This window comes from Pseudomonas sp. GW821-FHT01E05 (assembly GCF_059422425.1).
The window spans coordinates 157,249-180,620 of sequence record NZ_JBWKWW010000013.1 but is presented as its reverse complement, the minus strand read 5'-3'; the positions used below and the strand labels follow the sequence as shown (position 1 = coordinate 180,620).

Genomic DNA, 23,372 nt, shown 5'->3' with positions numbered 1-23,372 from the left:
GCTGATAATCTTGTTGACTATCAGTCTGACTCCACAAGCACCCACACGAATTGCTTGATTCAGTTGTTAAAGAGCGGCTGGTTAAGATCTTTCGTCTCAACCGAGGTGCGCATTCTACAGATACCAATTACCCCGTCAAGCAATTATTTCAATATTTTTTAAATTTTCTCTTTAGACTTCAAATGCTTAGCCAGCCTCCATCATCTCTTGTCAGCAGGCGATGAATGCTGTACCACAAAAAATCTCGGTCTAAGTCGCACACCCTTCTCTCTATATATGTGTGCTTAGGCGCCATAGCGGACACCCCTCCCTTGCAGCCGTCCCTTTGCAACGGCCGCACACTGGCAACCCAACGCGGGACCGCAAACACTCCATGTTCAGCCTCTGGATAAGAATATAAAGCCAGCTTTTGAAAAGCACTGCCGACCGGGAAAAACGTGATGGATGCCACCAACGCCAAAGGAGTCCGGGTTACTACAATCAGAACGTGTGGTTGAGCAGCAGCCCACCCTCCGCATCCGGGCTAGCGTCGGAAAAGCCCTTTACCGCATACAACTGGATCTTCCAGTGCTGGTTGAGTTTCTGAGTGACGAAGAGGGTGAGCTCCTTGAGTTGGTCGCCACTCGAGACGACTTTCTGCCGCCAGTCGTAGGAGGCGCCCACAGTGGTGAGCGCGGCCACTGGTATGGCGAAGCCAAGGCTGGCAAATATCGGGTTGTTGAAGTTGGTGCCGGACGGATCGCCGAACTTCTTCCAGCCCAGGGTGGCGAACCCGGTCACCGGGCCAAAGGCCTTGGCGACGTCGACCTGGGCGGAGTAGTCGGTTTTTCCGGTGCCCAGGCACTTGTCCTCGTCGGCAGTGGGGAGCTTGACCTTGCCAACCAGATTCAACAGCACGCTGCCCTGACTACCGTCGAGCACGGCATAGTCGGCGCTGGCGATGGTGTCTCCGAGACCGCTTTCCATTTTGCCGCATCCGCCCGGCAACGGTTCGCCATCAGGGCCGACCGAGGGGTTAGTAATGCGTAGCCAGGGAACGGTGAGTTTGTACGTCATGGGTCCGGTTTCGTACTTGCCGACGAGCGGGACGTACCAGATTTCGGATGTGGTACCGGTGCCATAGTCACCTCGTGAGTAGTCGACGCCGATCGAAGTGCTGAATGTATTGGCCAAGGCCGGCAAGGTTAAGCTGGCGAGCAGGCTGGCGAGCAGGGTGCGCTTGGATTTCATGTTCACCTCGTGTATCCAGTCATCGAAGCTCACAAAGCATTTTTTGTTTCTGCAAAGCGCGGCCACCAAAAGGCACGTACGGATAGCGCGTGTCATCTTTGCGGTGGCATGGCGCAAGCGCGATGGGACTTATCCAGCCTAGTTACCTATGACGATAGTGCATCATGACGCACTGTTTAATTCTTCTTTTCAGGACGCTCGACCTTCTCGACTTTCTCGACCCTCTCGACCTTCTCGACTTTCTCGACTTTCTCTACCCTCTCGACCTTCTCGACTTTTTCTGGTCGTTCGACTTTCTCGACTTTTTCTGGTCGTTCGACCTTCTCGACCTTTTCTGGTCGTTCGACTCTCTCGACCTTCTCAACTTTGTCTGGTTGTTCCAGCTTCTCGGTGCCCTCGCGGCGGTCGTCGTCCCCGTGGAAGGTTTCGCTGCGCAAGCCGTTATCGCTCTCAGTGCGGCCGCTCTTGTTGTCGCCCGAGTCGTCCGCTCTATGATCGGTGTCGCCGTCAGTGGCTCTGACTCGCCCGGATTGGTTCCTGGCTGGCGTATCGGAGCGCTCGTGAGGGAACTCGATACGCGTTGCCCGTACCTCGCGCGCACCGCTGAACACACCGCTCACCCGCACGCGTCGATCCAGTGCCAGTTCGGAGGGTTGCCCACCGACAAACACTGTGTCGCGCTCCAGCGTCACGTTGAAGCCGCCAACAACCAAGTGCCGGTCCTGCCGCCCCTGCACCAGGCCTTCGATCACCGCCAGGTGTACCTGGCCGACGAAGGCGAGGCTCGGGTCGGGGCGGCTCTGGGCGACGTTCAGCTCGCGACCGGACCAGTGGCCGCGCACCAGCACTTCTTCTGCCGGCGCCGGGTGATTGCTCAGCTTCAGCCCCTGGAGACTGCCGGTGCGATCAATCGAGCCGATGGCACTGGCGTCCCTGAGGCCGGGCGCCCGGTCGATGCGGCTGGCCACCACCTCGCCACGGGCATTGCGCAGCCCGCTGACCCGTACCGGCTCGCCCGGACGCAGACCTTCAGCGACCCGCGCGCCGCTGGCGAGGCGCACCGGTTGCCCCATGACCTGCAGTGGCGCCGAAGCGCTCGGGAGGGCCGTCAAAGGTCCTTCATAAATGTGCAAGATCGAGATGCCCTCTGCCTCCAGGCCTCGCGGAGAGGTGACCGCCGACACTGCGACCACTTGGCCCACCTCCAGTTGGGCGCTGTTGGCGGCGATGCCGTTCTCGCTGACCGGCACGTCTTTGGCAAAGTGCACTTCCAAGCCATTGATGCAGATCGAGGCGAACCCGGTGATCGTGCCGACGATACCGGTGCCGCCAGTACCTCCCGGACGCTGCGTGATCGGCGCGCCGGTGCCGCCGATCCCACCATTTTCGGTGCGAATGCCGGTGCCACCCACGCCGCCAGCCAACGCACCGGTGCCGCCGATGCCTCCCGGACGTTGCATGATCGGCGCGCCAGTGCCGCCGATCCCACCATTTTCGGTTTGGTTACCGGTGCCACCCACGCCGCCAGGCTTCGCGCCAGTGCCACCAATGCCACCCGGAAGCTGCGTGATCGGCGCGCTGACAATACCCACGCCATCCTGGTTGACGCAGGCCGGCGCGGCCTGCACCAGAGCGGGAAGTCCAAGGCCCAGGGCGATGGTGATGGCACGAAAGAGGCGTAGGTTGGCAGTCATGGTTGGGGGGCCTTCGGCGAAATGGGTTCGGTAGGCTCCGTGTAGAAGTAAAGACCGATGGTAATGCGCTGGCGCGGTTCGGGACTGGGCAGGTCACGGCTTTCGAGTTCAGTGGCGAGCCGGTTAAAACCTAACAGGGCCTGCATACCCTCGTTGGCGACGGCCTCGCGCAACTCGTCGACGCTGGCCGGGACCAGCGCGTCGTAATGAACGCTACGCTCAAAAAAGGCCGGACCTTCCCCGCTCAGGTTGTGCACCGCAGCGCAGGCGTGATCGTGCAGGTTGTGACCCAAGTACGCTGCTTTCTCATCGAAGCCCTTCTGCGGCACGAAGGCCTGGACTTCGAGGTGGACGCGATCTTGCTCGTCAAGACGGACGACGCCCAGGCGCAGCCATTCGTCCAGCACCACCCGCGCACGGATGTCCGTGCTGATTTTCGCTACCAAAGCGTCGAAGGAGCAGTCGCCGCCGACACTGGCTAGTCGCGGCAGGGGCAATGGCTGGCCGGAGTGATTACAGAAGGGCATGCTGTTGGTCCAGGTGTTGACCAATTGCGCACCGAGGGTGATGTTTTCGGGAAGAGCGGTAAAAGTCGTGTCGCTTGTCTTGCGCAAGCGCCGCACATCCTTGCGATGAACCCCGGTGAGCAGGTTGATGCGGCTGTCGCTCGGGGCTTTATCGTCAAGGCGGAATTCACGATCCGCCACATCGACGAAGACCTCCTTGAGCAGGTCGGCGAACACCGAATAGGTGACTCCTTTGCGGAGCATCAGGCGTACCAGAGGCCGCATGACTTGCCGAAGGGCTTTTAGCAGCGAAGCAGGCAGGGTAGGCGGTTGCATTCAGTGCATTCCTAGACAGATAAACGCAGTATAGCGGTGCGGGAAAAAATCCCATGAGCGGCTTGTGCCGCGTTACCCCCTGCCAATTTTCAGGCCCAACCACTGTACTCATCTATGACGCTTGGTTGACGGGGACTGACCTGCTGCGCGCAAACGCCTCATACAAAACCAGTCCCCGGACCTTTGTTTGATGCCATTAAATTCCGTCAGTCTCCGCTGTTATCAGCGTCGGGTTCGCCGCCGACGTGATTGCGTGTACTTCCGAAATGGTTGCCTTTGAGGCCTCTATCCCTGAACGGCTTTTTCAGCCTTTTCTTCAGCCTGCTCTATAGCCTGTTCTTCAGCCTTTTTAGCCTTCTCAGCCTTTTCTTCAGCCTGCTCTGCAGCCTGTTCTTCAGCCTTTTTAGCCTTCTCAGCCTTTTCTTCAGCCTGTTCTGCAGCCTGTTCTTCAGCCTTTTTAGCCTTCTCAGCCTTTTCTGCTGCCTGTTCTGCTGCCTTCTCAGCCTTTTCTTCAGCCTGTTCTACAGCCTGTTCTTCAGCCTTTTTAGCCTTCTCAGCCTTTTCTTCAGCCTGTTCTGCAGCTTGCTCTTCAGCCTTTTTAGCCTTCTCAGCCTTTTCTGCTGCCTGTTCTGCTGCCTTCTCAGCCTTTTCTGCAGCCTGTTCTGCTGCCTTCTCAGCCTTTTCTGCTGCCTGTTCTGCAGCCTTCTCAGCCTTTTCTTCAGCCTTTTCAGCCTTCTCAGCCTTCTCAGCCTTTTCAGCCTTTTCAGCCTTCTCAGCCTTCTCAGCCTTCTCAGCCTTCTCAGCCTTCTCAGCCTTTTCAGCCTTTTCAGCATGATCGCCGCTTAGCCCGTTGCCCGCTCCATTCCCGCCCAATCCACCGGAATGACCAGTACCGCCATTACCCTCACCGTGGCCACCGCCATTTCCACCACTACCATTACCACCTCCGCCGCCATTACCACCACCGCTGCCACCACCGCCGCCACTGCCACTATGACCACCTCCGCCGCCATTGCCACCTCCGCCACCGCCGCCATCGCCGTGACCTCCACCGCCACCGCCGCCATCGCCGTGACCTCCACCGCCACCGCTTCCACCACTGTCTTTGGCATATGCACTTGAGCTATGTGAAATAGCATCAGGTACCAGAACGATGGAAGCAGACAGGACTCCACCAATTGCCAACGCCAATAAAGCCTTCTTGAAACGCATATGAGCCATCATCTTGTCTCTCCTGGTGATTTACCGCGAGCAGAGCCAATGCCATCCGAGAGCCGCATACCTGGAAGCAGCCCCTCACCCTTACATTTTTCTCCTTGATCATTGGCGTGGGAAAAATTCCCATATGAATAAAGCTAGTTCGCTTTGGCCGAGCGTCAACCCGCGCACGGAAAAGCCGACTGGCGGTCGGGCGGAGGAGGACGTCAAAAATGGAGTGACGGCGGGGTGTAGTGTTCAACTAATCCCGGACACGACGTTAAGTTTCTGCTCAGCCTGAGCCAGTCCAATCCGCTGAAAGCTGATAGCCAAAAGCTTGAGCGCTTGGAGAAGTGGGGGACTGGATATGAGATCGGGTCGGCATAATCAGCGAAGGATTACGCTAAGTAACTGATTTTATTGGTGTCCCAGGGCAGGTTCGAACTGCCAACCTTCCCCTTAGGAGGGGGATGCTCTATCCAATTGAGCTACTGAGACATAGGGCGACCGCAAAGACATGCGCGGTGCGAAGGACGGCGTGCATGTTAACGGCCAAGCCGGCATTTGTCATGTCGTCTATAGGGCTTTTTAAGTGTAGGTCAGAGCCAGCGCAGGACCGCCGCGTCGGCGATCGTGAAAACTGCATCAATACAAAAAGCCATCACTGACGCCCTCCCGCACCAGCAGCCCGAGGAAATGCTCGACAGTGACAGACAATTCCCCGGAGTTATCCAGCCGTATGACAGGAGCGCCGTCGCCTGAGGATCCGCTGGCGAGAAACAGGTCATTGCGCTTCAGCCTCGCTTCAATTTCCTCGGCATTTTCACGCCTGCGTCGCACAAGGCGATGACGTAAAACCTCACTCTTCACCGATAACAAAACAGGTAGCAATGTCGGATAACGCTTGCGCGCTTCAGCCAAGTACTCTCTGGAGCCGTTGACCAGTACATTGCGCCCGAGGGCCAGCCATTCATCAATCTGGACCGGGATTCCGTAACCGAGACCGTTGGCGTGCCAATACAAGGCAAAACCTCCTTGTTGCTTGAGTCGCTCGAACTCCGCTTGAGAGACACCCATGGCATCCTCCCCTGCGGACTCGGCCGAGCGCGTAATGACTCGTCGCGCCACATCGCAGCCAATTCTGCGCAATGGTTCGCGGGAGGCATCGATAAGGCTGTCTTTACCCGCCCCCGACGGGCCCATCAAATAAATCAGTCTGCCCGGCATCTCGGTAACGTCTCTAGTCGCTTGCATGCCTAGTAAATCGGCCATTTGCCACTATCCTATACAAAAAGGATAAATGATCGAATCCGCATAAAATGCTCGCTCCGGAGGCTTCAGACACCTCCTGTCAGGCAATTGGAAGCGGTCAGATGTGCCGCATAGGGTAATCTTTTCAAACCGATGCGCATTTCTGATAATTAGTGCTGGCATAACGCCTTTATCCAGCTCAATATTTGTCATAGAATTGACGCCAACGATCTGGCATTTATGAGGCATGATGCGGGCCTCTTAACAATTCAGGTTGAACATTTGGTTGTGAAGCTTGTCCTAACAGACATCTTGCGGCCAATTCCGAAAACCGCTCCCCTGAACTAACCGGTTAAATATATGCGCCCATTGAAACAGGCAATTTATTCCAGCCGCACGGCTGACAAGTTCGTCGTGCGTCTGCCCGATGGAATGCGTGAACGCATCGCCGAGGTGGCTCGCAATCATCATCGCAGCATGAATTCTGAAATCATCGCGCGCATGGAGCAAAGCCTGATTCAGGAAGGCGCGCTGGGCGAAGAATTGAGCATGCGCCTGGACAGTCCGGAACTGTCACTCCATGAACGCGAACTGCTTCAACGTTTCCGCCAACTCTCACATCGTCAGCAAAACGCACTGGTCTCCTTGATCGCCCATGACGCCGAAATGGCAGCAGACGCCTCCTGATTCCACCCTGAAAGTTCAAGCCAGCCTAGCGCTGGCTTTTTTTTGCCCAAAATTCGGCACAACCGATCATGTCGCAGGGCGCATGCACCGCCCTGCTCAAGACCCATCAAGAATGAATATAAGCAGAATCGCACAGCCCGCCAAACGGTAAGACTGTGCAGGGAAGATTCAAAGCAGGAAAATCGTCGCCAGCCCAAGGAAGATAAAGAACCCGCCACTGTCGGTCATGGCGGTGATCATCACGCTCGCCCCCATTGCAGGGTCACGCCCGAATCTCGCCAGTGTCATGGGAATCAGGACGCCCATCAACGCCGCCAGCAACAGATTGAGGGTCATCGCTGCGGTCATCACCACGCCCAGCGACCAACTGCCATACAGCAAGTAGGAGACCACACCGATCACCCCACCCCAGACCAGGCCATTGATCAATCCGACGGCCAGTTCCTTGCGCATCAGGCGTGAGGTGTTGCCGGTGCTGACCTGATCCAGCGCCATGGCGCGCACGATCATGGTAATTGTCTGGTTACCCGAGTTGCCGCCAATACCGGCAACAATCGGCATCAAAGCAGCCAGGGCCACCAGCTTCTCGATGGAGCCTTCGAACAGACCGATCACTCGAGAGGCGACAAATGCGGTAATCAGGTTAATTGCCAGCCAGGCCCAGCGGTTGCGCAGGGACTTCCAGACTGAGGCAAAAATATCTTCCTCTTCACGCAGACCCGCCATGTTGAGAACTTCGTTTTCGCTCTCTTCACGAATCAGGTCGACCATTTCGTCGATGGTCAGACGGCCAATCAGTTTGCCGTTCTTGTCGACCACAGGAGCCGAAATCAAGTCATAACGTTCGAAAGCCTGAGCGGCGTCGTACGCATCTTCGTCCGGGTGAAAACTCACCGGATCGCTGGCCATGACATCCAATACTTGTTTGTCCGGGTCGTTGACCAACAACCGCTTGATCGGCAGCACGCCCTTGAGCACACCGCCGTAGTCGACCACGAACAGCTTGTCGGTATGACCCGGCAGTTCTTTGAGCCGACGCAGGTAACGCAATACCACTTCGAGACTGACATCCTCACGGATAGTCACCATCTCGAAGTCCATGAGCGCACCGACCTGCTCCTCGTCATAGGACAACGCGGAGCGGACACGCTCACGCTGCTGGCCATCGAGGGTTTCCATCAGTTCGTGGACGACGTCTCGCGGCAGCTCTGGCGCCAGGTCAGCGAGTTCGTCGGCATCCATCTCCTTGGCAGCCGCCAGGAGCTCGTGATCATCCATGTCGGCGATCAGCGTTTCGCGAACGGAATCGGACACTTCAAGGAGGATATCGCCGTCGCGCTCGGCCTTGACCAGTTGCCAGACAGTCAGACGCTCTGCAAGCGGCAAGGCTTCAAGGATGTGGGCAACGTCGGCGGAGTGCAGGTCATCGAGTTTGCGCTGCAACTCGACAAGGTTTTGCCGGTGAACCAGGTTCTCGACCCGGTCGTGATGATGACCTTCCTGGCGATGAGTCAGGTCTTCGACTACCCGCTGGCGCTGCAGCAGCTCAACGACTTGAGCGAGGCGGTCTTGCAAACTTTCTTGCGTTTTCTTTACTTCAACTTCAGACATAGGCGAACTCCACTCCCAGCAGCGGGGCACGCCGGAAGGATCAATCAGTCAATTCATGATTGTAAAAACGGGGTACTGAGTAACTACTGGGTAAGTCCATGGAGGTATTCCACAAGCCCCGGCGGGGCTGACGGGCGCAATGATACACCGCTTGATGTCGTTTAACGCTAAAAAATCTCGGCAAGAACAAGCGCTTGCAACGCAATCCTGATCGCTGTCCGAATCTGTAGAGCTGCGACGACTCATTCAGAAAAGAAAACACACCCGGGGCCAAAAAAGTACCGTCTATCCTGTTTCGGGACCGTCACGGAGGACGTCGCTTGCCACTGAGAAAGACCTCGCTCTTGTACCTCGCCCTGCTTTGGCTAGCGTCGCAAGCAAGCGCCACGACTGTGCAGCGATGCGAAAACGCTGACGGCCATGTCACCTTCACCTCCCAGGGTTGCGCGCCACAAGAGACACTTCGAATTCAGAATGTGGCCAATCCTGCTCCGAGCGGGGTCAAGGCTGCTTCCTCGAAGAGCAGCCCCCTGAAAATATTCAGAGCGAAATCAGCAAAAGAGGAGCCGGTCATTGTCGGGCAGCCCGATGACGTTTGTGCAAGCCTGCTCAGCGCCAAAGAACGCCGCCAGGCAATCATCAATCAACGAATCGTACCTGGCATGAGCCAACAGGAAGTCGAAAGCGCACTCGGCAAGCCAGACAAAATCAGCATTCGAAATGCGACCACGAGCTATCGCTACAACGCAAAGAAAGGTCGCAGCGCTCAAATCGTGTTCGATGAGAAAGGCTGCATAACAGGCAAACGCTAGCAGCAAAAAGCCCGCACTCGGCGGGCTTTGTGTTTTACAGCCTGTTTACGCCTTCGCGCCCAGCTTCTTCAGTTCTTCGCTGCGCAGTTCACGGCGCAGGATCTTGCCCACATTAGTGGTTGGCAGCGCATCGCGGAACTCAACGGCTTTCGGCACTTTATAGCCGGTGACGTTGGCGCGCATGTGTTGCATCACCTGCTCCTTGGTCAAGGTCACGCCCGGTTTGGCGACGATGAAAATCTTGATCGCTTCGCCCGATTTCTCGTCCGGCACGCCAATGGCTGCGCACTGCAACACGCCCGGCAAAGTCGCCAGCACGTCTTCGAGTTCGTTCGGATAGACGTTGAAACCAGAGACCAGAATCATGTCCTTTTTGCGATCGACGATGCGCATGTAACCGTCTGGCTGGATGATCGCGATATCGCCGGTCTTCAACCAGCCTTCGCTGTCGAGGATTTCATCAGTGGCTTCCTGACGCTGCCAGTAACCCTTCATGACTTGTGGACCCTTGACGCACAGTTCGCCCACTTCGCCCAGCGGCTGTTCGACACCCGCATCATCAATGACTTTGCAGACCGTGGACGGTACCGGAATGCCGATGGTGCCGATCTGGATGTTCTGGATCGGATTGACCGTGGCCACCGGGCTGGTTTCGGTCATGCCATAACCTTCGCAAATGGAGCAACCGGTCACGGCTTTCCAGCGCTCGGCAGCGGCCAGTTGCAGGGCCATGCCGCCAGACAGAGTGACTTTCATCGCAGAGAAGTCCAGCTGGCGGAATGCCTCGTTGTTGCACAGCGCCACAAACAGCGTGTTCAAGCCGACAAAGCCGCTGAACTTCCACTTCGACAGCTCCTTGACCATCGCCGACAGGTCGCGCGGGTTGCTGATCAGGATGTTGTGGTTGCCGATCAGCATCATCGCCATGCAATGAAAAGTGAAGGCATAGATGTGGTACAGCGGCAGCGGTGTGATCAGAATCTCGCAACCTTCATTCAGGTTGGACCCCATCAGCGCCTTGCACTGCAGCATGTTCGCCACCAGGTTGCGATGGGTTAGCATCGCGCCCTTGGCCACGCCAGTGGTGCCGCCGGTGTATTGCAGTACTGCGACATCGCCGCTGGCCGGGTTGGCATCAGAGACTGGCTGGCCGCGACCTTTGCTCAACACGTCGTTGAATTTGATGGCCTTGGGCAAGTGGTACGCCGGGACCATCTTCTTCACATACTTGATGACGCTATTGATCAGCAGGCGCTTGAGTGGTGGCAGCAGGTCGGCCACTTCGGTAACGATCACATGCTTGACTGAGGTCTTGGGCACCACGGCTTGCGCCAGGTGCGCCATGTTGGCCAGGCAGACCAGCGCCTTGGCACCGGAGTCGTTGAATTGGTGTTCCATTTCCCGCGCGGTGTACAGCGGGTTGGTGTTGACCACGATCAAACCGGCGCGAATGGCACCAAACACGGCGATCGGGTATTGCAGCAGGTTTGGCAACTGTACGGCGATTCGATCGCCTGGCTGCAAGTCGGTATGCTGTTGCAGGTAAGCGGCAAAAGCGCCCGACAATTCGTACAGTTCACCGTAGGTGAGCGTCTTGCCAAGGTTGCTAAAGGCCGGCTTGTTGGCGAAGCGTTGGCAAGATTGCTTCAACACCGCCTGAATATTCGGATACTCGTCTGGGTTGATCTCGACAGCAATCCCAGTTGGGTACTTATCCTTCCAAAAGTTTTCGATCATGGAAGCCCACTCCTCAGCAACGCGAATTCATCACCGCATTTAGTGCGATTATTATTGGTGTATGTATTGGTGAATCTGGCTTTTTACTTAGGCCGAGAAGTCACAAAGCGGGCCGAGAGTAGCAGCTTTGCCAATGGCCGACTAGAGCCAAAGAAGGCCTTACCAGTCACAAATATGACTTAAGAAAACTCAATAGTCACTTTTAGAGCAAAAATTCTATAAGCTCGTCAATCGCTCTAGAACGGTAGTTTCAGCTGTATTTATCAACCAAAAAAAAGATCACAGCCTATCGGTAGCTCCTACGCCGACCGTGTTCACCCATGAAATTGAGATGAGCACTGATCTCGCAGGAACTGCCGCAGGCTGCGATCATTTCAGGATCGATCGATCCCGCACTCTACTTACAAAATATTACGCGATATCGCGCAACTCCCGTCGCAGGATCTTGCCCACCGGTGTCATCGGCAGCGAATCGCGCAGCACGATGTGCTTCGGCACTTTGTAGCCGGTGAAATTTTCCTTGCAGTAAGCCTTCAGCTCTTCAAGGCTGACACCCGACTCGCGAGCGACCACAAACAACTTCACCGCCTCGCCCGAACGATCGTCCGGTACACCGATCACCGCACAGTTGGCGACTTTCGGATGGGCCATGACCACGTCTTCGATTTCATTCGGGTACACGTTGAAACCCGACACGATGATCATGTCTTTCTTGCGATCGACGATCCGCACAAAACCGTCCGGATCGATCACCGCAATGTCACCGGACTTGAACCAGCCTTCGGTATCCAGAATTTGCGCCGTGGCTTCCACTTGCCGCCAGTAGCCCTTCATGATTTGCGGGCCTTTGATGCAGAGCTCACCGCGCTCGCCCAGTGGCTGCTCGACGCCGTCATCGTCAATGACCTTCAGCGTTGTACCCGGCACCGGAAGACCGACCGTGCCCAGCCGCGATTTGTCGCCGTAAGGGTTGGTACACGCAACCGGCGAGGTTTCGGTCAGCCCGTAACCTTCGGTAATGCGGCAACCGGTCATTGCCTGCCAACGCTCGGCAGTGGCCTTGACCAACGCGGTACCACCGGAATTAGTGAGCTTGAGGCTGGAGAAATCCAGGGTCTTGAAATCCGGGTGATCCATGAGCGCAACGAACAAGGTGTTGAGTCCCAGCAGCGCCGAGAAGCGCCAGTTTTTCAGCTCTTTGATAAAGCCGGCAATGTCCCGCGGATTGGTGATCAGAACGTTGTGGTTGCCGGTCACCATCATGCACATGCAGTTCGCGGTGAAGGCATAGATGTGGTACAGCGGCAATGGCGCGATCATCACCTCCTGGCCTTCCCTGAGCAGCGGCTGGCCATCGGCACCGAGCTGGGACAGGCAAGCCCGCGCCTGTTGCATGTTGGCAACCAGGTTGCCATGAGTGAGCATCGCGCCCTTGGCCAGGCCCGTAGTGCCGCCGGTGTATTGCAGCACCGCGACATCGTTGAGGCTGACGGTTAACGGCTTGATGCCATGACCACGTCCCAGCCGCAGCGCGCTCTTGAACGAAATGGCCTGGGGCAGGCTGTACGCCGGCACCATCTTCTTCACTTTGTCGACCACGGTGTTGATCAACCACCCCTTGGCACTGGGCATCAGATCACCCATCTTCGCCTCGATCAGGTATTGGATCTCGGTATCGGCCAGCACTTCCTGGACTTTCTGGCCGAACATATTCAGGTAAACCAGTGCCCGGGCACCGGAATCCTTGAACTGATGACGCATCTCACGCGGGGTATACAGAGGATTGGTATTGACCACGATCAACCCGGCACGCAACGCTCCGAACACGGCAATCGGGTAATGCAGGACATTGGGCATCTGCATCGCAATCCGATCGCCAGCGACCAGATCAGTGTGCGCTTGCAGATAACCGGCGAATGCTGCGCTGTAGCGTTCCAGCTCAGCGTAGGTCAGGGTCACACCCATATTGCTGAATGCTGGACGATCAGCGAACTTCTTGCAGGAACGCTCGAAAACCTCGATCACCGACTTGTAGGCACCCAGATCGATATCCAGGGGAACGCCGGCCGGGCGTTTGTCATTCCAGAATTCAGGTTGCATTGTTCTTGTCCTCTTTACCTGAGCGTGTCCGGGCCGCATCTCTGCTTCTTTGAAAGGCGGGGCTCTTCGGACGTTAGCAGCTATAGCGATTCAGGCAAATACACGCCGGCGTGTCATTGATAGCGTGAATCTTGTTGCTGAGGCACACCCTGATCAGGCGGCAATTGTCTGATGAGCTATACAATGCAACGACCCCGTGCAAAGGAATCGCCATGATCCACGATACTTTCTGGCTGACCGCGAGTGACCACTGCCGCCTTTACGTCAACCAGTGGCTGCCTGAGACTGCGCTCAAAGCGGTGATCTTGTTGGCCCATGGAATGGCCGAACATAGCGGCCGCTATGCCCGCCTGGCCGAAGCGTTGAGCAAACAAGGTTATGGGTTGTACGCCCTGGATCAACGCGGTCACGGCAAAACCGCCGAGCACGGCGTGCCGGGGCATTACGCAGACAAGGACGGCTGGCGCAAAGTGGTCGGCGACCTGGCCTGCCTTAACCAGCACATTGGCCAGAAGCATCCCGGAACGCCTATTGTGCTGCTCGGGCACAGCATGGGCAGCTACATCGCCCAAGCCTACCTGCTGCATCATAGCGCCAGCCTGCACGGGGCGATTCTGAGCGGTTCAAACTTTCAGCCCGTTGCGCTCTACCGCGTCGCCCGCCTGATCGCTCGTTTCGAACGCATGCGCCAGGGTGCCACCGGTCGCAGTGCGCTGATCGAATGGCTGTCATTTGGATCGTTTAATAAAGCCTTCAAACCCAATCGCACACCTTTTGACTGGCTCAGCCGCGATTGCGACGAAGTCGACAAATACGTCAACGACCCGCTCTGCGGCTTCCGCTGTACGAACCAGCTATGGATCGACATGCTGGGCGGGTTGCAGCAAATCAGCAAAGCGTCCAATCTCGCCCAGATTGATCCGGGCCTGCCGCTGCTGGTGATCGGCGGCGAATGTGATCCGGTGAGCAACGGCACACGTCTCAAAGACTTGGTCGATGCGCTGCGCGGGGCCGGAAGCCAGTACCTGCAACTGATTATCTACCCACAGGCTCGGCACGAACTGTTCAACGAAAGCAACCGCGACGAAGTAACGAGGGATGTACTCGCGTGGCTGGAGCAGGTATTGAAGAATCGTCGGCCACCACGAACTGAATAATTTTTGTTTAATATCAATAAGTTGATTTAATTACTTCGTCACAGGACTTGAGATAGATGACCCAGGTTACCAACACCCCATACGAAGCCCTCGAAGTCGGCCAGACCGCCAGCTACAGCAAAACCGTTGAAGAGCGTGATATTCAGCTCTTCGCCGCGATGTCCGGCGACCACAACCCGGTACACCTGGACGCCGAGTTCGCCGCCGCGACCATGTTCAAGGAACGCATCGCTCACGGTATGTTCAGCGGCGCCCTGATCAGCGCTGCCGTTGCGTGCGAGCTGCCTGGGCCGGGCACTATCTATATCGGTCAGCAAATGAGCTTCCAGAAGCCGGTGAAGATCGGCGACACCCTGACCGTGCGCCTGGAAATTCTCGAGAAACTACCGAAATTTCGTGTACGCATCGCCACCCGGGTGTTTAACCAACGCGATGAGTTAGTGGTAGATGGCGAGGCTGAAATCCTGGCGCCGCGTAAACAACAGACCGTGACACTGCCGACATTGCCGGCGATCAGCATCGGCTGACCCGATCGTTCCCACACTCCCGGACACTGGTGACGCGCGAGCGTGGGAACGATCAATACGACCCACCCGCGCCCTTCTCCACCTGCACGCTAGCGGTCATCCCCGCGCTCAGGTTGATGCCTTCAGGCAGCTTATCGCGCTCGATCCCTAGCGCAATCCGCTGCGCCAGGAGCCCTCAGTTGAAGGTCGGCTCCACTTCCGCCAGCCGTTGCCCGTCCATCTGTATGATCTGCCAATTGGCCCGCATACAGAATGCCTGTATTTTCCAGGATGTTTGAATCAAGACGGCCGCATCATGAATCCCGAAAAGCTTGAACTGCTGGTCACCCGCGAAATGCCCTTTGGTAAATACAAGGGCCGCATCATTGCCGACCTGCCCGGCCAATACCTGAACTGGTTCGCCCGCGAAGGTTTTCCTCACGGAGAACTGGGCGGCTTGTTGGCCTTGATGCAGGAAATTGATCACAACGGTTTGTCCGACCTGCTCGATCCACTACGCGCCAAGCACGGCAAACCCAAACCTGGTGGCCTGTACGGCTAGTTCGTTAGCTCAAGTTCGGATGCCAGAAGTTCATAGCCAAAGCGCTGTGACGAGTCATAGCCCGCTATGGCGAGGAACAGCAACGCTGGATATGGGCTTCTGGCGCCGAAGTTGACTAACAGAACTAGCCACACAGGCCACTAACCACTGACCGAGTCGCCCCATGCCCGAGAATACCCGCCACGCCCGCGACGAAGCTTTTTGGCGGACATTCGCCGACCGCTTTGACATCGAACCGGGGCCCATCAACCTGGAAAACGGTTACTTCGGGCGCATGAGCCGTACCGTGGTTGATGAATACCAGCGCAATATCGCCTTTATCAACCGCAGCAACTCGGTGCATGTGCGCCAGCATTTCGAACAAGTCGAAAGCGTGCAGATCCGCCGCCAACTGGCCGACCTGCTGGGGGTCGATCCCGAAGCGGTCGCCCTCACCCGCTGCGCCTCCGACGCCCTGCAATCGTTGATCCGCAACTACAACACCTTGCAGCCCGGCGACCAGGTGCTGTTCAGCGACCTGGAGTACGACACGGTCAAAGGTGCCATGCGTTGGCTGGCGCGCAATCGCGGGGTGGAGGTGATCGAGATCGAGCATCGCCACCCCGCCAGCTTCGACAGCTTGCTGGCGAGCTACCGCGACGCCTTCATGCGTTACCCGCGTTTGAAGCTGATGGCATTGACTCACGTGACCCATCGCACCGGGCTGGTCATGCCGGTGCAGGCAATTGCCGCGGCAGCCCGGGAACATGGCGTCGATGTGATTCTCGACGGCGCCCACGCCCTCGGTCAGATTGAGTTCAACCTCGTTGAGCTGGGTATCTGCTTTGCCGGTTTCAATCTGCAGAAATGGATCGGCGCACCGCTGACTCTGGGCTTTGTCTATATCGCCCCGCAGCGTCTGGCCGACATTGATCCGGACATGGGCGAAAGTCATTTCCCGATCACCGACATTCGCTCACGCACGGCCTACAGCACGCCGAACATCCCGGCGTTGCTGACCTTGCCGCTGGTGCTTGAAGAACATCGGATCATCGGCGGTGCAGCCACCAAAGGCGCGCGACTCAATTATTTGCGTGATCTGTGGGTGAGAGAGGTTCGCGAGTTACCGGGAATCGAAGTGATGACTCCGGACGACCCGCGACTGTATTGCGGCATAACCTCGATGCGCTTCACCCGGCACGCCAATCAGCAGGTGATGGTCGAGCGGCTGCTCAACGAATACAACCTGTTTACCGTGGCACGCAGCGGCTCGGCGGTTGGCCCATGCATTCGGATTACGCCGGGGTTTATCACTTCGGCAGCAGATATGCGGTTACTGGCGCGGGCATTGATTGAGTTGAGCAGTTAGGTCTTTGTTGCCAGCACCATTGCCTTCGCGGGCAAGCCTCGCTCCTACAAATTACGCATACCTGTAGGAGCGAGGCGTGCCCGCGATGGCGCCCTGAGCGGCGATACAAAACCTGACGAAGATGGCTTTTGTTCAGGCAAAAAAAAACGGCGCACTGACCAAGTGCACCGTAAAGCCGTAGAACAACAACGATTTCAGTAAAACCAATCAGTCCAGCAGGGCCAGAGCCTCTGCAGTGCATTCCTGGATCCGGGCCCAGTCACCGTTTTTGATCCACTCGGGATCCAGCATCCAGCTACCGCCGACGCACATCACATTTTTCAGCGCCATGTAGCTCTTGATATTGGCCGGGCTGACGCCGCCAGTCGGGCAGAAGCGCACTTCGCCGAACGGACCGCCAAGGGCTTTGATCGCTGCGACGCCGCCGCTGACTTCCGCCGGGAACAGCTTGAAGCGACGATAGCCCAGTGCATAGCCTTCCATGATCCCGGAAGCGTTGCTGATGCCGGGCAACAGCGGAATCGGGCTGTCGACGCTGGCTTGGAGCAAGTCGCGGGTGATGCCCGGGGTGACGATGAATTGCGAACCGGCCGCTTCAGCAGCGGCAAGCATGTTGCGATCCAGCACAGTGCCGGCACCGGTGACCAACTCTGGACGCTGCTCGCGCAGCAGCTGAATCGCCTTGAGGCCGAACTGCGAACGCAAGGTCACTTCCAGGGCAGTCAAACCGCCGGCCGCCAGCGCATCGGCCAGCGGCAGAATGTCTTGTTCACGAGCGATGGTGATCACTGGCAGAATCCGCGCCTTGGCACAGAGGCTGTCGATCAGGGCAACTTTGTCCGCCATGGAAACGGTCGGGAGTGTGTTTGTCATAGCGGCTGATCCTTGGCTCATGGGCACCAGTAAATCTCTAACGTAGGTTGCAAAAATGCGCGAATCGGCATAACGGCGATATCGTCACCAGCCAGCGCGGCACTCAGGGTGGTCAATTTGGATTGACCGGAAATAGACAGAACAGTGACCTTCGCCGAAGCCAGCAGCGCACGGCTCATGCTCAGACGCTGATGCGGCACGGTCGGCGCCAGCATCGGCCAGCAGCGGCGCGAACCATCAAGCTTCAGTGCCTGGCCAAGGTTCGGGCTGTTGGGGAACAGCGAAGCGGTATGCCCATCATCGCCCATGCCCAGCACCAGCACGTCGATCGTCGGCAACTCGGCCAACAAGCGGTCTGCCAGCTGCGCAGCTTCTTCCAGGTTTGCCGAAGCGCTGTACAGGCTCAGGAACCGCGCTTTCGCAGCCGGGCCTTGCAACAGATAACGCTTGAGCAGGCCGGCATTGCTGTCAACGTGCTCCACCGGTACCCAGCGCTCATCGGCCAGGGAGACCACGACCTTCGACCAATCCAGATCCTGCTTGGCCAGGCACTGGAAAAATGCCACCGGACTGCGTCCGCCCGACACCACCAGAGTCGCTGCGCCACGGGCGCTGATGGCCTCGCGCAGCTGCTCGGCTACATTGAGTGCCAGGCCTTCAGCCAGCAGCATCGGAGTAAGGAACTCATGGGCGCTGACGCCCTGAGGCAGTTTGAATTCAGATATCGCCATACCACGACCTCCCATCCCGCGTAATCAGTGCAATTGAGCTCATCGGCCCCCAGGACCCGGCCGCATAAGGCTTGGGCGCATCACCGGATTTTTTCCAGCCGGCGATCAACTGGTCACACCACTTCCACGCAGCTTCGATTTCATCTTTACGGACAAACAGGTTCTGATTGCCGCGCATCACTTCCAGTAACAACCGCTCGTAGGCATCGGGAATCCGCGCGCTGCGATAGGTGTCGGAAAAGTTCAACTGCAATGGACCGCTGCGCAGTTGCATGCCTTTGTCCAGCCCTTGTTCCTTGGTCATCACGCGCAAGGAAATACCTTCGTCCGGTTGCAGGCGGATGATCAGTTTGTTGCTGATCTGCAGGCGCTGCTCGGGGGCGAAGATGTAGTGCGACGGTTCCTTGAAGTGGATGACGATCTGCGACAGCTTCTGCGGCATGCGCTTGCCGGTACGCAGGTAAAACGGTACCCCGGCCCAACGCCAGTTGCGAATATCGGCGCGCAGGGCAACGAAGGTTTCAGTGTCGCTCTGGGTGTTGGAGTTTTCCTCCTCCAGATAACCCGGTACCGATTTGCCTTCGCTGTGGCCGGCGATGTACTGGCCACGCACCACTTGAGTGGTCAGGCCTTCCGGACTGATCGGCGCCAGTGCCTTGAGTACTTTTACTTTCTCGTCACGAATACTGTCGGCAGACAAGTCGGCCGGAGGATCCATGGCGATCAGGCAGAGCAGTTGCAGCAGGTGATTCTGGATCATGTCGCGCAATTGGCCGGCCTTGTCGAAGTACCCCCAACGGCCTTCGATACCGACCTTCTCGGCCACGGTGATTTCCACGTGGGAGATGTAATTCTGGTTCCACTGGGTTTCGAACAAGCTGTTGGCAAAGCGCAGTGCGATGAGGTTCTGCACCGTCTCTTTGCCCAGGTAGTGGTCGATCCGATAGGTACGGTTTTCCGGGAAGAACTGCGCTACCGCATCGTTGACCTTGCGCGACGACTCGAGGTCCGAACCGATGGGTTTTTCCAACACCACGCGGGTGTTCTGAGTCAGCCCGACCTTCGACAGGTTCTCGCAAATCGCACCGTAGACCGCCGCCGGGGTGGCGAAGTAAGCAATCACACGCTGCGCGGTTGCGGCCCGTTCGGCCAGGGCGACGTAATCATCAGCCTTGAGGAAGTCGACATGCAGGTAACTCAGACGTGCCAGGAAGCGATCGACCACGGCTTCGTCGAGTTCCTTGGCATCCACATACCGGCGCAGTTCGGCCTCGATGAATGCCAGATGCTGCTGCTCGCTGCCAGGCTCACGCGCCAGCGCGATAATCCGCGTGTCGTCGTGCAGCAGGCCAGCACCATCGAGCTGATACAAAGCAGGAAACAACTTGCGAAGCGCCAGATCGCCGAGGGCGCCGAACAAGGCAAAGGTGCACGGTTCAACCGTAATCGAGGGCATGATGTTTGTTCTTTTATCAAGTTAAGCTACAAATACCTTTTTTTAAGGCATCACTCAAGAGAAAATGTAGTAATAAACACAACATTTACTCAAAATATAGATTCCGAGTGGTGGTAGGTCGAGGCCATCAGTAGGATAGGCCACCGCCGAGGGCCGCTTCAAAGGCCCAATTTGCATAGCCGACCCAAGGAACATATATGGACCGCGTGCGAAATCTTCTGGAACAGATCCAGAAACGCCTCGAAGAATTGAACAAGGCTGAACGCAAAGTCGCCGAAATCATCCTGCTCAATCCGCAGCAGGCGACCCGCTTCAGTATCGCCGCGCTCGCCCAGGCCGCTTCGGTCAGCGAGCCGACGGTCAATCGTTTCTGCCGCTCGTTCGGCGTCAGCGGCTATCCGGAACTTAAACTGCAGCTGGCCCAGAGCCTGGCCAGCGGCGCGGCCTATGTCAGCCGTGCGGTGGAGGCTGACGACAATCCTGAAGCCTACACCCAGAAAATCTTCGGCAGCGCCATCGCATCCCTGGACAGCGCCTGCCAGGCGCTGGACCCGAACCTGATCAGCCGCGCGGTAGATCTGTTGATTCAGGCCCGGCAGATCCACTTCTTCGGCCTCGGTGCTTCGGCTCCGGTGGCACTGGACGCCCAGCATAAATTCTTCCGCTTCAACCTGGCCGTCACAGCCCATGCGGATGTGCTGATGCAGCGGATGATTGCCTCGGTCGCTCACACCGGTGAGTTGTTCGTGATCATTTCCTACACCGGCCGCACTCGCGAACTGGTGGAAGTGGCGCGCATCGCCCGGGAGAACGGCGCTTCGGTACTCGGCCTGACCGCCGCCGACTCGCCCCTGGCCAAGGCCAGTACCCTGAGCCTGAACATCCCGCTGCCCGAAGACACTGACATCTATATGCCGATGACTTCACGGATCATCCAGCTCACCGTGCTCGACGTACTTGCCACCGGCATGACCCTGCGCCGTGGCGTGGACTTCCAGCCGCACCTGCGCAAGATCAAGGAAAGCCTCAACGCCAGCCGGTATCCGATTGGGGATGAGTTCAACTGACACACTGATCGTTCCCAGAGACATTCCCACGCGGAGCATGGGAACGATCACTAAGCCCCGACTCTCGCCTGCAAGCTCAAATGCGCCCTCTCCCCCGGTGCCAGGCTGAGGCTGTCGGTCCCGCCGCTGGCCGCTTCAACGCAGACGAACCCAGAGACCTCACTCCAGCTCACGCCCAACAATGGCCGCGTCCCGGGATGCCAGACCACGGTGTCGGCGCTGTCACCGGTATCGATACACAATTCGCGCTGCCAGGCATGGTCCTTTAGCTGCAATTCACCCTCATGCTGGAACACCCGCTGGCAGCCGCCGTCGACCCGTAATTCGCCTTCCTGTTGGCAAACCTTGCGATTCAACTGGTCATAACCCTGCGCGCCGTCGAGCCCAGACAGCGCTACCTCACCAACGTCACCAATACGCCAGTAAGCGTGCAAAGCATGACTCAACTGGCACGGCAGACTGTCCTGATGCTCGGTGCTCAGGCGCAAGTCCATGCTTTCCCCCAAATGCGCATGGAGGTCCACTTGCCAGTCGCACAGTTGCAATTGCCAGTGCAGGCATACGCCATCATCGTCACTGCTGCTGTCGAGCAGCTTCCAGTCGATCAACCGTGCCCAGCCATGGGAGGGCCAGGCGTTTTCGCTTGGATGTCGGCCATACCAGGGCCAACACACCGGCACACCACCGCGAATCGCCCCGACCTGCGGCCACTTCGCCGCACACCAGAGCCAGGGCTTTTGCCCCCGTGGCTGGAAGTGCAGCAGTTGCGCCCCCTGGCGACTGAACACCGCCTGGCACAGCGGATGATCGATCACCAGCACATCACGCAACTGATAGCGCTCCCACGCAAACGTCGGGCGTGCGCGGAGTGATTTGAAAAAGCGTTGTAGCGGGTGCTCATGCATGTGCCGCGGTCCTGAAAATCATTTGCCTACCTGTTGATCGTTCCCACGTCGAGGCGTCGAACCGTCTGCGTGGGAATGCCGCTCTGGACGCAGAGCGTCACGGGATGCGTTCCCACGCGCGCGCGTGGGAACGATCATATGTGTGCCCCAAAAAAAAAAGCGGATAGCCAAGGCCATCCGCAAAATGCGCACATAGAGAGGGAGCTTATCGCAGCTGCGTTAGAACACCGACTGAATTTTCAGGCCGGCGACGATTGCGTTGTCGACTTGATCGACACCACCTGGGTGCATCACGTATTGCAGGTTCGGGCGCACGGTCAGCCAGTTGGTCACATGGAAGCCGTAGTTCAGCTCGGCGTTGTACTCGGTTTCCTGGATCGGCAGGAAGCTCGGGTTGTCAAAGTCGCTGATGCCGTTCAGGTCGTTGGTCAGACGACGTTGTTTTTGCGCATCGTCGTTGACGTGGATGCGGGCGATGCCGATACCGACGTCATCCTTCGGACGGGCATCGAACGGACCTTTGTAGACCAGCATGATCGACTGGTAGTTGTCGACGACGTTGGTGTCCTTGTCGTGGAAGGTGGCATTGGCGGCGATATTCAGGCCGCGCGAGGCATCGCCGTTGTGATCGGTAAGTTGCTGCTGGGCGACGAACCAGTAGCCATGCTTGCTGCTGTGGGATTTGAAGGCGCCACCGGACACCGGTTGCGGCTGACCATCGGCACCTTCAAAGACGTCGTCGGCCTTGGCGGTGCTGTAGTAGTAACCGACGCGGTATTCGCCTGGCAGGTCGTTGACCTTAGGCGACCAGACCAACTCCACCGGCAGGATGGTGCCTTTGGTGCCGCTGCCGCTGAGTTTGAAACTGTTGCCGGTTTCCAGCTGGGACGGGTTCTGGTTGTAGGCGCCAATCTGCGCAAAGAGTTCAGGCGTGATGTTGTACTTCACACGGATCGCCGCCTGACTGACGGGCCAGTTGAACCAGATGTTACCGACCCAGTTACCCACCTGGGAACCGCAGAACGCCAGGTTCTGGAAGTCGCAGGGGAAAGTGTTGAAGTCTTCGCCTTCACCGAAATAGCCGGCCTTCACGTCCAGCTTGCCGTCGAAGTATTTCTGCTTGAGCCACAGCTGGGTCAGACGCCAGGTCTGCCCACGCCCCCAGACTTCCTGAGATGAACTGAAGGTGCCGGCACGCGGATCACTGATCCGGTCGTTAGAGATGTTGCGACCGCTACGCTCGGTGATCGCCACTTTGAATTCGGTGTCTTTCCAGCCGAGAATCTTCTCCAGGTCCAGATGCGCGCCAAGCCCGAACTGGTCGCTGTAGCGTGCTGTCCTGTCGTTGTTGAAACCACCTTTGAGGTTAGCGCCGACCTCACCGACGTAGTCCAGCGTGAAGTCGTAGCCCTTCTCGATCAGCGCCGTCCGTTCCCCACCCCAGTCACCGGTCATCCACTTCGAGTTTTCGCTGAACGCATCTGCAGCCTGTACGCTACCGACCAGACTCATCGCCGCCACGGCTGACAACTGGCAGATAAGCTGGCTATTGGCGTTTCTTTTTTTCATCCCTACATCCTCGTCTTTATTGTTATTAACTGTTTTT

At 57.6% G+C, this 23,372-nt stretch carries 19 protein-coding genes, 1 tRNA gene and 2 pseudogenes; 7 read left to right on the top strand and 15 right to left on the bottom strand.

All coding sequences use genetic code 11. The features are described 5' to 3' along the window. Positions 1–480 precede the first annotated feature (480 nt). From AC07W5_RS25405 to phnN, 6 genes and pseudogenes are all read right to left on the bottom strand, one after another. The gene (locus AC07W5_RS25405; RefSeq protein ID WP_494992132.1) at positions 481–1,230 is read right to left on the bottom strand and encodes a hypothetical protein; all 750 of its coding nucleotides are present in this window, start codon (positions 1,228–1,230) and stop codon (positions 481–483) included. Positions 1,231–1,406: 176 nt separating this feature from the next. Continuing rightward, the gene (locus AC07W5_RS25400; RefSeq protein ID WP_495024531.1) at positions 1,407–2,924 is read right to left on the bottom strand and encodes a DUF5666 domain-containing protein; all 1,518 of its coding nucleotides are present in this window, start codon (positions 2,922–2,924) and stop codon (positions 1,407–1,409) included. Next, positions 2,921–3,766, bottom strand: a complete 846-nt coding sequence (locus AC07W5_RS25395) for a DUF6502 family protein (protein WP_494992130.1) — start codon at positions 3,764–3,766, stop codon at positions 2,921–2,923. Before AC07W5_RS25395 ends, AC07W5_RS25400 begins: the two co-directional genes overlap by 4 nt. 816 nt (positions 3,767–4,582) lie before the next feature. After that, positions 4,583–4,978, bottom strand: a pseudogene (locus AC07W5_RS25390) (hypothetical protein); the annotation flags it as partial. A 406-nt stretch (positions 4,979–5,384) separates the two neighbouring features. Further along, positions 5,385–5,461, bottom strand: a tRNA-Arg gene (locus tag AC07W5_RS25385). 147 nt (positions 5,462–5,608) lie between these two features. Beyond that, positions 5,609–6,190: a phosphonate metabolism protein/1,5-bisphosphokinase (PRPP-forming) PhnN gene (gene phnN, locus AC07W5_RS25380; RefSeq protein WP_494992156.1), complete on the bottom strand. Its 582-nt coding sequence runs from the start codon at positions 6,188–6,190 to the stop codon at positions 5,609–5,611. A 384-nt stretch (positions 6,191–6,574) separates the two neighbouring features. Between phnN and AC07W5_RS25375 the strand changes: the two genes are divergently transcribed. Next, a complete protein-coding gene (locus tag AC07W5_RS25375) occupies positions 6,575–6,901 on the top strand; it encodes an Arc family DNA-binding protein (RefSeq protein ID WP_133837973.1) in 327 nt (108 codons plus the stop codon). Between the two features lie 168 nt (positions 6,902–7,069). On the opposite strand, the gene mgtE is transcribed toward AC07W5_RS25375, so the two are convergent. Beyond that, positions 7,070–8,512 (bottom strand): magnesium transporter, encoded by a 1,443-nt coding sequence (gene mgtE, locus AC07W5_RS25370; protein ID WP_494992127.1) that lies wholly within the window; start codon positions 8,510–8,512, stop codon positions 7,070–7,072. Positions 8,513–8,856: 344 nt separating this feature from the next. Between mgtE and AC07W5_RS25365 the strand changes: the two genes are divergently transcribed. Further along, the gene (locus AC07W5_RS25365; RefSeq protein WP_495013362.1) at positions 8,857–9,324 is read left to right on the top strand and encodes a DUF4124 domain-containing protein; all 468 of its coding nucleotides are present in this window, start codon (positions 8,857–8,859) and stop codon (positions 9,322–9,324) included. A gap of 45 nt (positions 9,325–9,369) precedes the next feature. Here the strand turns inward: AC07W5_RS25365 and fadD1 are convergent, their stop codons facing one another. Both fadD1 and fadD2 read right to left on the bottom strand, forming a co-directional pair. Next, positions 9,370–11,061 carry a long-chain-fatty-acid--CoA ligase FadD1 gene (gene fadD1 / locus AC07W5_RS25360; protein WP_494992125.1) on the bottom strand — a complete coding sequence of 564 codons (1,692 nt, stop codon included), beginning with the start codon at positions 11,059–11,061 and terminating at the stop codon, positions 9,370–9,372. Positions 11,062–11,472: 411 nt separating this feature from the next. After that, positions 11,473–13,161, bottom strand: coding sequence for a long-chain-fatty-acid--CoA ligase FadD2 (gene fadD2 / locus AC07W5_RS25355; protein ID WP_494992124.1), 1,689 nt, complete (start codon positions 13,159–13,161; stop codon positions 11,473–11,475). A gap of 212 nt (positions 13,162–13,373) precedes the next feature. On the opposite strand from fadD2, the gene AC07W5_RS25350 reads away from it, so the two are divergent. Further along, positions 13,374–14,318, top strand: a complete 945-nt coding sequence (locus tag AC07W5_RS25350; RefSeq protein ID WP_494992123.1) for an alpha/beta hydrolase — start codon at positions 13,374–13,376, stop codon at positions 14,316–14,318. Between the two features lie 56 nt (positions 14,319–14,374). Continuing rightward, positions 14,375–14,845, top strand: a complete 471-nt coding sequence (locus AC07W5_RS25345) for a MaoC family dehydratase (protein ID WP_020295762.1) — start codon at positions 14,375–14,377, stop codon at positions 14,843–14,845. Between the two features lie 52 nt (positions 14,846–14,897). Here AC07W5_RS25345 and AC07W5_RS25340 read toward each other — a convergent pair. Further along, positions 14,898–15,062 (bottom strand): annotated as a pseudogene (locus AC07W5_RS25340) (HlyD family secretion protein); the annotation flags it as partial. A 78-nt stretch (positions 15,063–15,140) separates the two neighbouring features. Between AC07W5_RS25340 and AC07W5_RS25335 the strand changes: the two are divergent. After that, positions 15,141–15,386 carry a DUF3820 family protein gene (locus AC07W5_RS25335; RefSeq protein WP_489075735.1) on the top strand — a complete coding sequence of 82 codons (246 nt, stop codon included), beginning with the start codon at positions 15,141–15,143 and terminating at the stop codon, positions 15,384–15,386. 163 nt (positions 15,387–15,549) lie between these two features. Then, entirely contained in the window at positions 15,550–16,734 is a 1,185-nt protein-coding gene (locus tag AC07W5_RS25330) for an aminotransferase class V-fold PLP-dependent enzyme (protein ID WP_495013361.1), read from the top strand. Positions 16,735–16,941: 207 nt separating this feature from the next. On the opposite strand, the gene AC07W5_RS25325 is transcribed toward AC07W5_RS25330, so the two are convergent. The 3 genes from AC07W5_RS25325 to zwf are packed head-to-tail and all read right to left on the bottom strand — an operon-like array spanning position 16,942 to position 19,794. Next, positions 16,942–17,607, bottom strand: coding sequence for a bifunctional 4-hydroxy-2-oxoglutarate aldolase/2-dehydro-3-deoxy-phosphogluconate aldolase (locus tag AC07W5_RS25325; RefSeq protein ID WP_494992121.1), 666 nt, complete (start codon positions 17,605–17,607; stop codon positions 16,942–16,944). Positions 17,608–17,624: 17 nt separating this feature from the next. Then, on the bottom strand, positions 17,625–18,338 hold the full coding sequence (gene pgl, locus AC07W5_RS25320) for a 6-phosphogluconolactonase (protein WP_494992120.1): 714 nt from the start codon (positions 18,336–18,338) through the stop codon (positions 17,625–17,627). After that, positions 18,325–19,794, bottom strand: coding sequence for a glucose-6-phosphate dehydrogenase (zwf, locus tag AC07W5_RS25315; protein ID WP_494992119.1), 1,470 nt, complete (start codon positions 19,792–19,794; stop codon positions 18,325–18,327). The genes pgl and zwf overlap by 14 nt, the downstream gene beginning before the upstream one ends. 206 nt (positions 19,795–20,000) lie before the next feature. Between zwf and AC07W5_RS25310 the strand changes: the two genes are divergently transcribed. Then, positions 20,001–20,861: a MurR/RpiR family transcriptional regulator gene (locus tag AC07W5_RS25310; protein ID WP_494992155.1), complete on the top strand. Its 861-nt coding sequence runs from the start codon at positions 20,001–20,003 to the stop codon at positions 20,859–20,861. A 50-nt stretch (positions 20,862–20,911) separates the two neighbouring features. On the opposite strand, the gene AC07W5_RS25305 is transcribed toward AC07W5_RS25310, so the two are convergent. Beyond that, positions 20,912–21,766: a D-hexose-6-phosphate mutarotase gene (locus AC07W5_RS25305; protein WP_494992118.1), complete on the bottom strand. Its 855-nt coding sequence runs from the start codon at positions 21,764–21,766 to the stop codon at positions 20,912–20,914. A 219-nt stretch (positions 21,767–21,985) separates the two neighbouring features. Further along, on the bottom strand, positions 21,986–23,335 hold the full coding sequence (locus AC07W5_RS25300; protein ID WP_495024530.1) for a carbohydrate porin: 1,350 nt from the start codon (positions 23,333–23,335) through the stop codon (positions 21,986–21,988). Between the last annotated feature and the right edge of the window lie 37 nt (positions 23,336–23,372).